The sequence below is a fragment of the Paenibacillus tianjinensis genome, from assembly GCF_017086365.1.
Classification (GTDB): domain Bacteria; phylum Bacillota; class Bacilli; order Paenibacillales; family Paenibacillaceae; genus Paenibacillus_AQ; species Paenibacillus_AQ tianjinensis.
In genome coordinates this window covers 784,718-797,729 of record NZ_CP070969.1, presented here as the reverse complement: position 1 = coordinate 797,729, position 13,012 = coordinate 784,718, and the positions used below count along the sequence as shown (strand labels likewise).

General features: G+C 52.0%; 12 protein-coding genes. All 12 read right to left on the bottom strand.

Going from position 1 to position 13,012, the window contains the following annotated elements; genetic code table 11:
• Positions 1–6 precede the first annotated feature (6 nt).
• Positions 7–993, bottom strand: coding sequence for a Gfo/Idh/MocA family protein (locus tag JRJ22_RS03470; RefSeq protein WP_206103245.1), 987 nt, complete (start codon positions 991–993; stop codon positions 7–9).
• Between the two features lie 339 nt (positions 994–1,332).
• Positions 1,333–2,721 (bottom strand): threonine synthase, encoded by a 1,389-nt coding sequence (gene thrC / locus JRJ22_RS03465; protein ID WP_206103244.1) that lies wholly within the window; start codon positions 2,719–2,721, stop codon positions 1,333–1,335.
• 187 nt (positions 2,722–2,908) lie between these two features.
• Positions 2,909–3,403 carry a CYTH domain-containing protein gene (locus tag JRJ22_RS03460; RefSeq protein ID WP_206103243.1) on the bottom strand — a complete coding sequence of 165 codons (495 nt, stop codon included), beginning with the start codon at positions 3,401–3,403 and terminating at the stop codon, positions 2,909–2,911.
• Between the two features lie 304 nt (positions 3,404–3,707).
• Positions 3,708–4,898, bottom strand: a complete 1,191-nt coding sequence (locus JRJ22_RS03455) for an IS256 family transposase (RefSeq protein WP_206103242.1) — start codon at positions 4,896–4,898, stop codon at positions 3,708–3,710.
• Positions 4,899–5,459: 561 nt separating this feature from the next.
• Positions 5,460–7,181, bottom strand: a complete 1,722-nt coding sequence (locus JRJ22_RS03450; protein WP_206104960.1) for an adenine deaminase — start codon at positions 7,179–7,181, stop codon at positions 5,460–5,462.
• A gap of 22 nt (positions 7,182–7,203) precedes the next feature.
• Positions 7,204–8,268 carry an ABC transporter ATP-binding protein gene (locus JRJ22_RS03445; protein ID WP_206103241.1) on the bottom strand — a complete coding sequence of 355 codons (1,065 nt, stop codon included), beginning with the start codon at positions 8,266–8,268 and terminating at the stop codon, positions 7,204–7,206.
• A gap of 30 nt (positions 8,269–8,298) precedes the next feature.
• On the bottom strand, positions 8,299–9,087 hold the full coding sequence (locus tag JRJ22_RS03440) for an ABC transporter permease (RefSeq protein WP_206103240.1): 789 nt from the start codon (positions 9,085–9,087) through the stop codon (positions 8,299–8,301).
• Positions 9,088–9,091: 4 nt separating this feature from the next.
• Complete coding sequence (locus JRJ22_RS03435) at positions 9,092–9,910, bottom strand: ABC transporter permease (protein WP_206103239.1); 819 nt, start codon at positions 9,908–9,910, stop codon at positions 9,092–9,094.
• A gap of 1 nt (position 9,911) precedes the next feature.
• On the bottom strand, positions 9,912–10,898 hold the full coding sequence (locus JRJ22_RS03430; protein ID WP_206103238.1) for a nucleoside hydrolase: 987 nt from the start codon (positions 10,896–10,898) through the stop codon (positions 9,912–9,914).
• Positions 10,899–10,900: 2 nt separating this feature from the next.
• On the bottom strand, positions 10,901–11,989 hold the full coding sequence (locus JRJ22_RS03425) for an ABC transporter substrate-binding protein (RefSeq protein ID WP_206103237.1): 1,089 nt from the start codon (positions 11,987–11,989) through the stop codon (positions 10,901–10,903).
• A gap of 307 nt (positions 11,990–12,296) precedes the next feature.
• Complete coding sequence (locus JRJ22_RS03420; protein WP_206103236.1) at positions 12,297–12,641, bottom strand: DUF2294 domain-containing protein; 345 nt, start codon at positions 12,639–12,641, stop codon at positions 12,297–12,299.
• Positions 12,642–12,833: 192 nt separating this feature from the next.
• Positions 12,834–12,995 (bottom strand): hypothetical protein, encoded by a 162-nt coding sequence (locus JRJ22_RS03415; RefSeq protein ID WP_206103235.1) that lies wholly within the window; start codon positions 12,993–12,995, stop codon positions 12,834–12,836.
• Between the last annotated feature and the right edge of the window lie 17 nt (positions 12,996–13,012).

Below are 13,012 nucleotides of genomic sequence, written 5' to 3'. Positions count from 1 at the left end.
ATTTCACTATATATCCGAGGCATAGCGGAGGCCGATCTGCCGTCTCGCTTCCTCCATGATCTCTGCTACCGCCAAGGAATTGGCGTGACTGTTGACAGTGCTCTCACGTTGTCCGTTTTTGAGCAGATTAATAAACTCATACGCTTCATAGTACATCGGCTCGAACACCTGCGGCAGGGTGAGCTCCTCCACCGTTCCGTCGCGGTATTGGATTTTGACCTGGTACGGCTGGTTTATCTTATCAATCACCATCGTCCCGTTCTCCCCCTGAATTTCTGCCGGCAGATAGGAATCGGTAATCTTGGAATGCATCACGACAGCATCCATATGCGGGTAGCGCATCACCATGCTGCCTTCACCGTCCACCCCGGAAGAGAGCATAATGCCCGTAGCCTTTACCGAATCCGGTTTGCCGAATAGCGCCACCATCGGATACAGGCAGTAGATCCCCAGATCCATCAGTGAGCCGTTCGAATATTTCGGGTTAAAAGCATTCAGCACCGTTCCCTGCCGGTACGCATCGTATCTGGACGAGTATTGACAATAGCTGGCGAAATAACGCCGTACTCTGCCCAGCTTATAAAGATTATCTTTAATTACGCCGAAATTCGGCATAAAGGTCGATTTCATCGCTTCCATCAGAAGCACATCATTGCTGCGCGTAGCCTCGATCATCTTCTGCAGCTCGCTGCTGTTGGAGGCAGCCGGTTTTTCGCACAGCACATGTTTGCCGTGATTCATGCAGATCAGCGCCTGCTCGGCATGCATCGAATTGGGACTTGCGATATACACGGCATCCACTTCTCCGCTGGACACCATATCCTCCAGATTGGTATAGATGGCGGCTCCCGCGTATTTGGCGGCAAAAGCAAGGCCCTTTTCCTCTGTACGGGAATATACCGCTGTCAGAATAAATTCCTCATTCTCCAGCCCAGCTTGAATAAAGCGGTCTGTAATCCAGTTGGTGCCTACGACCCCGAAACGAATTGTCATGAGTGATCCCGTCCTTTTTTTAAATATACGACTGATGCCGGATGATTATAAGTTCCTTCTTTTCCCGCGGACACGCTTCCGCTTCTTTGCTGCTCTCTACCTGCTATTTTCTCATTCCGTGATAGGTATGTCCACTTTTCAATCAGAATTTACGACAAATCCTGCAAGCCTATTTATGTGAAAAAAGTAACGATGTTCTGCGGGCCCCCCCGCAGTTACAGGCTAACTCCAGCTATACGACCAAAAAGGCCTCCGTTCTTCTCGAGAAACGGGGCCTTTTGCGTGTACTTTCGTATAGGGTGCAGAAGCAGGTTCAACCGGTGAACATCCCGGCGCTAGTTATCCGTAAAAAGCCTGCAGCTCGCGCACAATCGCCGCCTTGTCATGCTCCACAACCGTCATATGCTGCGGCATCTCGAACAATGCGGAAATTGGCGCCGGGAATTCCTGCTTGATGCCGGTCAGGGCAATCGCTTCATCGAACTTCGCAGGGTGCGCGGTAGCAAAAGTAACCGTCACTTCATCCGGTCCGCCAAAAGCCTCATATGCCGCGATCCCGCAGGCTGTATGCGGATCAAGCAGATAGCTGTATTCCTGCTCATATTTGCTGATTGTTTCGAGGCACTGCTCGTTCTTCACGCCAAGCGCGGCAAAATCAGCCTGCACCTGAGTGAACAGCTCGCCATCCACCGTAATTTTGCCCTCTGCCGCAAGCCCCGCCATATACTCCGAGAGCTTGACCGCATTCTCGTCCAGCAAATAATACAGATAGCGCTCAAAATTGCTCGCCACCTGGATATCCATCGAAGGGCTGTATGTGCTCGTAAAGCCGCCTGGTTTGTATTCGCCGGTCAGCACGAAGCGTTCGAGGATATTATTTTCATTCGTGGCAATGATCAGCTTGTTGATCGGCAGCCCCATCTTTTTGGCCAGGAAGCCGGAGAAAATATTGCCGAAGTTGCCCGAAGGCACGCTGATATTGATCTTCTTTCCGCCGCTGTTCTCGATTTGCAGGTAAGCATAGAAATAATAAACCGTCTGGGCCAGAATACGCACGAAGTTGATCGAGTTGATCGCCCGCAGGTGATATTTGCCTTTGAAGTCCAGATCCGCGAACAGCTCCTTGATCACCTTCTGGCAATCATCGAAGTTGCCTTCGACGGACAGATTCAGCACATTGCTGTCATCCACAGTCGTCATTTGCAGCTCCTGTACCTTGCTCACCTTATTATGCGGATGCAGGATACAGATCTTGATGCCTTCTTTACCGCGTACGCCCTGAATCGCCGCTGCACCGGTATCACCTGAGGTCGCCCCGAGAATATGGATAATCTCGCCCCGCACCTTGGCAATGTAGGAATACAGCTCGCCCATAAACTGCAGCGCCACATCCTTGAACGCGAACGTAGGGCCATGGAACAGCTCAAGCACGTATAAGGAATCATTCACTTTATGAAGAGGTGTCACCTCCGGCGCACGGAAATTGCCGTAGCTGGTGTACACCATTTCTTTGAGATCATCGTAAGGAATTTCATCGTTAGTATAATGGGAGAAAATCTCCAGAAACAGCTCCTGGAAGCTAAGCTTCCGCCATTCCTCCAGCGTGTCCGGGGAAATTACCGGGATCTGCACCGGAACCATCAGCCCGCCGTCATCCGCCAGCCCCATCAGAACTGTATCAATAAAGCCTCTAGCTTCCACATTTCCTCTTGTGCTTATATACTCCATACCTGTCTCATCCTCCTGAACCCCTCTTTATTTACCCTGTGTAGAACGTGAATACCATATATAGAATGTGAACTTAAGAATGTAAACTGAATTCATTCACAAGTTCATCTTACATATTAACACGTTTAAGCGTTAAAGTCCGTTACTTCCGTGTCAACTTTAGTGAAAAAAATGCGGCTGCCGCGCCTCACTTATGCTGAAGCTGCTTCCAGACGGTTTTGTTGCTGTACTGCTTCGCTACGCTGACATCCTCGCCGAACCATTCAGGGGCGGTGAAGCCCTCTGCTTCCTCCAGCGAATCAAATTCAACCTCGATCACCGTAAGCTCAAGCTGAGTGTAAACATCGATTTCTACCGTGATGCCGTTCCATATGGCAGTAGTACGGGTTTTGACCAGAGGCACGGCCTTCACGGCCTCAATCATCTGGTTATATAAACCTTCGGAGATGTCGTATTCGATCTCCTTCCGGCTGATGCCCTTACCGTCCTTGAAGGTGTGCGTGAAGGTAACCTCACCCGAATCCAGATCGGTTATTTTGCGTACCCGCAGCTCCTGCCCGTCCTCAATCGCCAGATACGTCTGGTCAATGCTGTGCCGGGTAAGCACCTTGAGCTGGCCTCCCTCAATCAGTTGCTCCGGATATTCCGGCAGCAGAAACTTCCGTTCAATCTCCATCCCCATGCTGTCCGCTCTCTCCTCTTCGTACGTTCCGTGTATATTTTTATATTATTTATCATCATAGGGGCAGGTCATACGTTAGTCAATCGGTGACGGTGAAACTTGGCGCCCGGGGGACATGGCTGGCAGGTGGGCTGACACATTTAGTTGGATTTTCACCACTTAATCCCATCGTTTTTAGACATTTGTAGGTAGCGTCAAGAAGTTTGTGTAAGAGAGCAGAATGTAACTTCTCGGGTGTTCGTTGGTAAGTGCAGATGTTCTTTGGGGCGGGGGAACCCCGCCCCAAAGAACATGGGGAATTGGGCTACTTCTCTTGCCCTTCACGCACCGGATATCGCGCTTCAAACATCTCGTTCAGTTTCTTCTTTACCTCCAGATCACCAAAGCCGCGAATGACCCGTTCGGCAAAACGTTCATTGTAGTCTATTACATCGAGGTAGACAATTTTCTCTGCCGCATCCATATTGGTGAGACTGTTCATCGGCTTCAGGCGTTTCCGAATTTCCTTATTCATTCGTTCAATCGGATTGGACGTGTAGATGGCTTCCTTTATGAGCGCCGGAAACTTGTAAAAGGTCAACAGCGTTGGCAACTGTTCTTCCCATGACCGCATTTCTTTCGGGTAGAGCTTGCCCCATTTGGCCTTTACCGTGTCAAACGCAGCCCGGGCCAGATCGTGGTCTGCAGCCGTGTAGATCGTCTTCAGATCTTCAATGAACTCCGTTTTGTGCTGAACCCGAATTTTCGGAAAGGTCGAACGCACTTTGTGGACGATACAATGCTGCACATCCGCCTTCGGATAGGTTTCACGGAACGCTGCATCCAGTCCTGGCAGTCCATCAAACACCCCCAGCAAGACTTCCTGGACACCACGGTCGTAGAGGTCTTTGAGCACCTCGCGCCAGCCGTTTGCGCTCTCTTGGCCGCCTACGTAAAAGCCAAGGATCTGGCGGTGACCGTCTTCGTCGATCCCCATGGCGAAATAAACGACTTCTCCGCTCACGGTGCTACGCTTGAGCTTCACATATAAGCCGTCCAGGTAGATGACGGAGTAGCGTTTGTGTAACGGGCGTTTCTGCCACTGGTGAATGTCGTCAAGCACCGTAGCTGTAATGTTGCTGACGGTCGTGGGAGAGTAATGGCTGCCGAACATACTTTCAATGAACCGGGCCACATCTCGCGTTCCCATACCACTTTTGTACATCTGGATGACAGCCTCCTCTAGCCATCCATCTCGCCGCTGGTAGGGCTCGAACAACTGCGTTTGGAAGGCTCCCTGACGGTCCCTAGGAACGGCCAGATCCTCAACATTACCGTATTTCGTGTGCAGATCCCGGGTGTAGTATCCGTTACGGCTGTTGTGATTCCCTGCCTCATCACTGGTCATGAATTGCTGGATTTCCGCTTTCATAATGGACTCCAGATTATCTTTTACAAACTGGGTGACAAGATTTTCAAATAGATTATTTAACATGTTTTCGGGTAGAATAGTCATCGAGTAGGGTTCCTTTCTTGGTGGACTTCGCAATCCCGAGAATACCCTACTTTTTTGTTGCCTGACTAGGCTCCAAATCTTGGTACACAACTTACTTTACGCCATCCATATCCGGTAGCTGGTCCAGAAATAGGCGACGGATTTCCACTTAGTTCAATCAGCAATCCACTGTAGATCATTCTCCTAAAGTAGATAATCAAAATAACTGCGCTTTGTACAACTAAAGTTGTATTTTCCGGCGTTATTCTCGAAATAACTGCACTCTGTGCAACTAAACAGGACTGTTTCGGGAAAAAGGAGCCTTTCTGTCCTTATAAGTGTACGAACTACAGCTATTTCTAAAAACCATGAGCCACCTCTCATTTTAGCTGCAGAAAGTACACTTATTATTAATGTCCGTGAATGGTTTGCAGGTGTCATTACCGAGCAACATATGCCTGGCAGAGAGCATGGAGGCCTCTATTCCGCTGCAATTACTGCATTTAAAAAAAGGGGCATCCCCCCATGGGACGCCCCTCTTCTATATCCGCTTCGCCACAATCCAATGGCAGCAGCTATTGCTTACGCTTCCCCAAGCGGGAACAGCAGTGGCACGACCTTACCAGCGCCGACATCAATCAGCCCAAGGTCCGTGATCTTCAGCGCCGGGCTGACCGGCAGCGAGTGCGTGCTGATCGACATGATCGGGTTGTAATGATCATAGCCCAGCGACTCCATCGCTGTGCGCAGCTCAAGCACGCGTTCCGCCGTCTCTGCCAGCGGCGCTTCGGTCAGGATGCCGCCGACCGGCAGCTCAAGCAGTGCAAGCACCTCACCATCGCAGACGACGCAGAAGCCGCCTTGCGCGGCAATCACTGTATTGGCTGCAAGCACCATATCCCCGGCGTTATGGCCGACCACGAGCAGATTATGATTGTCGTGCGAATACGTGGTTGCAACCGCGCCGCGCTTAATCGTGTCGCCGCCGATCAGGCCGTAGGCACGGTTGCCGTTCTTGCCGTACCGCTCGAAGGTGGCGATCAGACCGTAGCCGCTCTCCTGCCACTGCAGAAGGCCGTCCTTCACTTCAGCCTCCGCATGCTGCTCTTCGGTAAACGTGGACACGTTGTTGACCATCATCACGCGGGCACCATAGCGGCCGTCCGGCAGCTCTGTAGGCACCGCGAAGTCAGCAGCCGCAAGCGGCGCGAGCTGCACGCTCTGGTAGAAATGAGCCGGGAACTGCGGCTCCTGTTCTGTCTGAGGCAGCGGTTGCTTGCGGTCATAGACCTGAGTGCCCCGCTTATAGACCGCCTCAATCGTGAAGCTGCTGAGGTCCGAGAGCAGCAGGTAATCGGCGGTTTTGTTCGGCGCGATCACGCCGCGGTCATCCAGCTTCATGCGCCGGGCCGGCGTGAATGTAGCCGCATAGACCGCGTCCTCCGGTGCCATGCCCATGGCGATGGCCTTGCGGACCAGATGGTCCAGATGCCCGGTCGCTACCAGCGAATCGGTCATCACATCATCGGTCACGAAGCAGAAATGCTCGCTGACCGGATGGTGAATCAGATAGTCGACAACCTCCGGTGTCATCGACTTCTCCTGAATCTCGATGAACATCCCGGCCGCAATCCGTGCAGTCAGGCCCTCAATGCTCTGGTGGGTATGATCGGAATCAATGCCGGCAAAGATCAGCTGATGCAGATCGAGGTCCAGCAGCTTCGGCGTATGCCCCTCGATGACCAGCCCGGGATACTTGCTGCGGACGTGCTGGAGAATCTGGTTGCTTTTGCAATCGGGATCACGAATAACATCGACGAAATTCATCACTTCACCCAGACAGATCATCTGCTCTGTCTCCATCAGCTCATCGATATCGGCAATTTCAATCGATCCGCCTGTAGTCTCCAGTGGAGTCGCAGGTACCGAGCTCGGAATCGCGTAGAACATGTCTACTTTACAGTCCCGGCTGGCCCGGATCATCTCATGGACACCTTCTACACCAAATACGTTAGCCATTTCATGCGGCTCGGGCACAATTGTCGTTACCCCGTGCTGCAGGACGCCGTAAGAGAATGTCTCCGGAGTAATCATTGTGCTCTCAATGTGCAGGTGGATATCGATCAGCCCGGGCACCAGATACTGCCCCTTAGCCTCAATTATCTCTCTAGCCTCGAACGTTTCCGCCCCTAGCTGGCCGACATAGAGAAAACGCCCGTCTTTTACAGCAACATTCGCCGTCTCAAACCGTTTATAGTAACTGTTGTACACTTTAGCGTTCAGTATAAGTTGATCTGTAATCATCATGTCTGCTCCTTATGAAGCGCTACTGCACCAGCACCAGCTTCTCTTTTGGAAAATAAACCGTGACCTGCTGTCCTTGAATGAAAGGCTGCTCCATTTCCTGATTGACGGTGAATACACCGAGTTCCGTCTCCACCTGGTACTGATAGCTGCGGCCGAGATACGTGCTGATCTGCACCGTTCCGGGCAGTGTGTTAAGGGTTGTACCCGGCTCAGGCATAGCAGTAAACAGCTGCAGATCGTCAGGGCGGATGGCCCCGAGCAATCCGGTGTTGCCCAGCCCCTCCGGCCGTTTAGCCGCAAGGAACTTCAGCGCTCCGCGGCTGAGTTCAATGTCTGTACCTTCATCATGTCTGCCCTCAAAAGCAATAAAGTTCCCGAACCCGATAAACCGGGCCACAAATTCGCTGGCCGGATACTTGAAGATGGAGGACGGCTTGTCGAGCTGCTCAATTTTGCCGTTATTCATAACAGCCACCTGATCGGAGATCGAGAAGCATTCCTCCTGGTCATGGGAGACATAGACGGTCGTGATGCCCAGCTCCTGCTGGATGCGGCGGATTTCCACGCGCATGTTCACCCGCAGGTTAGCGTCAAGGTTACTAAGCGGTTCGTCGAACAGCAGCAGATCCGGCTCAATGACGAGCGCCCGGGCAATAGCTACCCGCTGGCGCTGCCCGCCGGAGAGGGCTGCCGGAAGTCTTTTCTCGAAGCCGCCCAGGCTTACAATTTCCAGCATCCGGGTTACCCGCTTCTTGACCTCCGCTTCCTTCAGCTTGCGCAGCCGGAGGCCGAACGCCACATTGTCATAGACCGACAGGTGCGGGAACAGCGCATAGCTCTGGAACACAAAGCCGAAATTACGCTTTTCAACCGGGATCTTGGTGTAATCCTTCCCGCCGAACATGAATGCCCCAGCCTCCGCGTTCAGGAATCCGGCGATCAGCCGCAGCGTGGTTGTTTTGCCGCAGCCGCTGGGACCGAGCAGCGAGAGAAGCTGACCTTTGGCGAGCGACAGATTGAAATCCTCCAGGATCAGACGGTTATCATACGCAACCGATACATGCTCAAGACTTAAAAGTGACATTACGCTCTGCCCCCACTATCATTTAATAGGTTATCGTTTGGTAAAATAGGTGAATCCCATCAGCCGCTCAATGATGAACATCAGCGCTGCCGTCAGCACCATCAGAATGACCGAGATGGCGGCAATCGTAGGATCGAAGTAATTTTGCACATAGGTCAGCATTTGAATCGGCAGGGTACTGATCCCCGGACCGGTCATGAATACAGAAATATCTACGTTGTTGAACGATTCCAGAAAAGCGATCAGAATCGCTGCCAGAATCCCGGAACGGATATTAGGCAGAACCACTTTGAAGAACGTATATAACCTCGAAGCCCCTAGGCTCTGCGCCGCTTCTTCCACCGCGAAATCGAAATTCTCCAGACTTGAAGCGATCACCCGGATAATAAAAGGCAGCATAATCACCGTATGTCCAATGAGCAGTCCGGCGACAATCGGCAGCCCGTACACCACAATCAGATAGCGCAGCAGCGTGAAGCCCAGCACAATCCCGGGAATCAGCACCGGCGACAGAAAAATCGCATTCAGCGTATCCCGCCCGCGGAACCGGTAACGGCTCAGCGCGTAGGCCGCAGGCACACCGAGAAGGAGCGCCAGCAGATTGCCGAGCAGCGAGATGATAATTGAAGTCTTGAAGGTCTCCATAAAGGCGCTGACCTCGAAGATATTCTTGTACCACTTCAGCGAAAAGCCCTCAGGGGGGAATTTCAGGACCGTGCCCGGCTCAAAGGAAGTAATGGAGATAATAACGAGCGGACCCAGCAAAAATATAAAGACCAGCAGCGTGTACAGTGACAGCATGCGGTTCCCTTCCTTCATGTTCTCACCCCTTCGGATTTAAGCGGTTGGCCCAGGCATTCATCAGCCCCACCACCACAAATGTAATAACAATCATAATGACCGCGATGACCGAGGCTGCCTGCCAGTCGTTCAGCGTCATGGCGTTCTGGTACAGGAAGGTGGAGACCACCCGTTCCTTACCGCCAAGCAGCGCCGGCGTTGTATACGCCGTAAGGCTGCCGACAAAGACGAGAATTCCGCCGATGATCAGCCCCGGCACCGTCAGCGGGAAGGTGATTTTGCGGAATGCGGCAAACGGGGAAGCACCCAGACTGCGGGCCGCCCGCACCAGCTCGTGATCCAGATTCTCCATCACTCCAAGCAGAGTGATAATAATCAGCGGCAGGAACAGATGCACCAGACCGATCATCATAGCCGCAGGTGTATAGAGAATGTCCAGGGGCTTCGCGACCAGTCCGGTATTGACCAGAAAGGAATTAATCAGCCCTTTTTTGCCGAGAATAATCATCCAGCTGAAGGATCGCACAACGGGACTGGTCAACAGCGGAAAGATCGACAGGGCCAGCAGAATACTCTTTTTGCGGGCGCTTGCCCGTGAGATATAATAAGCCGCCGGATAGCCGAGCAGCATGCAGACCAGCGTCGTCACCACACTCACCCGGAGTGTAGTCAGCAGGATGCGGTTAAAGTAGCCGTCGCGGAAAAAATGCAGATACCCTTCCAGCGTCAGCTTCCCGTCCTGCACGAAAGTGGAGGCGATGGTCAGCGTAATCGGGACCAGCATGAAGGCCGCCAGGAACAAGAGGCCCGGCAGCAGCAGATATATGGCTCGTTTGTTCATTCTATTGACTCCCGTCCTTCTTCGGCTCTTGGTTCAAGCTGTTCAAGCTATTGCTGTTCAAGCTATTAATGAAGCATTCCAGAAAAGCGGGCGCGTCCACCTCCAGGCAGACAGCGGCATTCGCGGGCTTACCCAGCCGGTCCTGGAAATCACAGACCGTCTGTCCGTCGCATAGTTCGCTGCGGGTTTCCACATCTACGTAGTAATCATGTACGGTGACAAAAGAGCGGTTCAGCGCGACACCTACCGCCAGCGGGTCATGCAGGGCACAGGCCTGAACACCGTTGCGTTCAAAGTAGCGCGTACGATAGTCCGCCGTACTTCTCTCCACATACTCGCGGATGGCCGGAATCTGCAGCTTCTTTATATCATCTGCGCTTAGCAGCGCCCGGCGGGTAACATCCAGCCCGACCAGCGTCAGCCGGGGGAACCCGGCAGCCAGCACCAGCTTGGCCGCTTCCGGATCGACGTACATGTTGTATTCCGCCGTCGGCGTAATGTTGCCGAAGCCCTGCACTACACCGCCCATCACAATGACCTCGGCGGCATGCTGCGTAAGTTCGGGACATTTATGCAGTGCGCGCGCCAGATTGGTCAGGGGCGCGGTCATAATCAGCGTGACCTCGCCAGAATGTGCCTGCACCTGGCGGATGATGAAGTCTTCCGCCAGCTCTGCCTCAGCCTGTTTCGTTACAGTCATATCACCTAGTGCGCCGCCGATACCATCCGAGCCGTGTACACGATGCTCGAACACGCTATCGCGTACCAGCGGCTTGTCAGCTCCGCGGTAGACCGGAATCTGCCCGGACACGCCGAGCAGCTCAAGTATTTTGCAGGTGTTCAGGGTCGCCTGATCCAGCGAGACATTGCCGCTGACCGTGGTGATTCCGACAATGTCGAGCTGTCCGCTTGTCACCGCCAGCATAATGGCCAGCGCGTCATCCACCCCTGTATCTACGTCCAGAATAACTTTTTTACGCGCCGTCATCCTTAGCCGCCAATCTCACGGTTGAAGCGGTCAGTCCACTCCGTAATGTGCTCATTCACGAACGACATATCCAGCTTGCGCAGCTTGCCGATGACATCCGTTCCGTAAGTCACGCCTGCCGCTTCTTCAGCTGTCAGTACTACTTTTGTGTTTACCGGTGAATCCACCTTAGCTTTGGCGGATGCTGTCTGCACTTCCTCGCTCAGCTGCCAGTTGATGAACTCTTCAGCAAGCTCCTTATTGTCGCTGCCTTTAACGACGTTAACAGTATTCATTACGGCATAGGCACCGTCAGATGGTGCTACGAATTTGGCATCAGGCACAGCAGCCTGCAGATCCTTGAAGTACATTTCCATAATCGGGCCGCCGGCAATTTCCTCCTGTCCGAACATGTTCACATACTCGGAGGTCTGGCTGTAATATTTCACAACATTCTTGTCCAGCTCTTTCAGCTTTGTGAATGCAGTATCTTCATTGAAGTCCGCATTGCCTGCTGCAAGAGAGGCCGCATCTACTACCATCGGACCTGCTGTAGCGGTAATTGCCGGCATCGCCAGGTTCTTATCGAACTTCGTCCACAGATCGCTCCAGGTCGTTATGTCACCTTGGGTGAGAGCTGGATTATAGGCAATTCCCAGGCGCCCGATCGTGTACGCAGGGCCATATTCTGGACCCAGCGGCGCTTTGGCGATATCATAAATATTCTGGATATTCGGGATTTTGCTGCTGTCGATCGTTTCGAACAGCCCTTCATTAATCGCCTGCTGCGCATAATAGTCTGACAGATATACCACATCCACATCGGAGCTGCCTTGGCGGATTTTGTTCAGGCGCTCGGCGTTGTTGCCGATTTCCACTACAATTTTCACATTGTGCTCTTTCTCAAACGGTGCATAGACCGATTCTTTGAAGAAGTCCTCCGAGAAGCCCCAGGTGGAAATCACCAACTCCGCCCGGTCTCCCGCTGCTGTAGCTTCCGGTGCAGCCGCATTATTGGTGTTAGTGTTGTTCGTCGCAGCATTGTTTGCGCCGCAAGCGGCCAGCATAGAAGTCAGGGCCAGTGCAAGGCCGGTAGTCATGATCTTTTTCATTAGTAAATAACCTCCCGAATGTAGTCCTAATAGGTATTACAAATCCAGCGTTCATCCGCAAATCCGGCATGTTCTGTCAGTCTCTCATCTAAGCAATCGGCAGCGTAAAACGGATCAGCAGCACCCCCTGTTGGTAATAAACCTCTGATTCCCCTTATTTTTTCATAAAAAAAAGAAAAGCATTCTTGTAGGAACAAGAACACTTTCCTTTGTGTAAACAAAGCAAAAGAGCTACCCCGTTATAAAAGGACGGTCTTCGCTTAAGATAGATCAAAAGCAAAAATCCGCGAATATCATGTTTACATTGTCATTCTCCGGCCAGTATCATGTTCGTAAAAGCCCACTGGGTCGGTGCATCGTAATCCCTGAGCAGAACCTCAATCGTTAAGCCCATTTCTGCTTCAAGTCTTTCCTTGAATCTCTTCTTAAACAGCATCGACATCCGAAAATCCACTTCCTGCTTAAGCTCCGGCGCTTCCCCTTCCAGGGCGGTCGACCGGGGAGATCTGCGGTGCTTGGCGTGAAAGGTAATGACCCGCTGATCGACAGTTACACGGAGCAAGGTCGTCCCGAAACCAAACAATTCCTTGGAGATCTCATTGTAGATCTGGCACATCTTTTTCTTCTGCTCGCTGTTTTCCAGTTCTGCCATGAAACCACCTTCGAAAACAGAATATCGTACAATCACATCGAGATTTATTGCTATTATACATAACTATCGTATTTCCAGCAAGAAAAAAGCTAAATCTGACATGAAAGTAACGCCAAACACGAACATTAACCGTTATTTTATTGTGGATTGATCAGGAAAAACCGTCCCCGTATGCCCATAAAACCTGTATTTTCACCGCTCGGTCGCCATCTGGCTGCATTCGCCAGATTCAAAAGCACTTTTACCCTTCATTTCACCATAATGCCCGATCATAGCGAATTCAAACGCACTAATACCTTTCATTCCACCATATTGTTCAAATGCGCTGAAATCAAAGGCACTTATACCTTTCATTTCACCATATTGCCCTC

What these genes read in the sequence shown, in the direction of transcription:
- JRJ22_RS03470 (WP_206103245.1), bottom strand. Translation starts at nt 993, where the DNA reads ATGACAATTCGTTTCGGGGTCGTAGGCACCAACTGGATTACAGACCGC.
- thrC (WP_206103244.1), bottom strand. Translation starts at nt 2,721, where the DNA reads ATGGAGTATATAAGCACAAGAGGAAATGTGGAAGCTAGAGGCTTTATT.
- JRJ22_RS03460 (WP_206103243.1), bottom strand. Translation starts at nt 3,403, where the DNA reads ATGGGGATGGAGATTGAACGGAAGTTTCTGCTGCCGGAATATCCGGAG.
- JRJ22_RS03455 (WP_206103242.1), bottom strand. Translation starts at nt 4,898, where the DNA reads ATGACTATTCTACCCGAAAACATGTTAAATAATCTATTTGAAAATCTT.
- JRJ22_RS03450 (WP_206104960.1), bottom strand. Translation starts at nt 7,181, where the DNA reads ATGATTACAGATCAACTTATACTGAACGCTAAAGTGTACAACAGTTAC.
- JRJ22_RS03445 (WP_206103241.1), bottom strand. Translation starts at nt 8,268, where the DNA reads ATGTCACTTTTAAGTCTTGAGCATGTATCGGTTGCGTATGATAACCGT.
- JRJ22_RS03440 (WP_206103240.1), bottom strand. Translation starts at nt 9,087, where the DNA reads ATGAAGGAAGGGAACCGCATGCTGTCACTGTACACGCTGCTGGTCTTT.
- JRJ22_RS03435 (WP_206103239.1), bottom strand. Translation starts at nt 9,910, where the DNA reads ATGAACAAACGAGCCATATATCTGCTGCTGCCGGGCCTCTTGTTCCTG.
- JRJ22_RS03430 (WP_206103238.1), bottom strand. Translation starts at nt 10,898, where the DNA reads ATGACGGCGCGTAAAAAAGTTATTCTGGACGTAGATACAGGGGTGGAT.
- JRJ22_RS03425 (WP_206103237.1), bottom strand. Translation starts at nt 11,989, where the DNA reads ATGAAAAAGATCATGACTACCGGCCTTGCACTGGCCCTGACTTCTATG.
- JRJ22_RS03420 (WP_206103236.1), bottom strand. Translation starts at nt 12,641, where the DNA reads ATGGCAGAACTGGAAAACAGCGAGCAGAAGAAAAAGATGTGCCAGATC.
- JRJ22_RS03415 (WP_206103235.1), bottom strand. Translation starts at nt 12,995, where the DNA reads ATGAAAGGTATAAGTGCCTTTGATTTCAGCGCATTTGAACAATATGGT.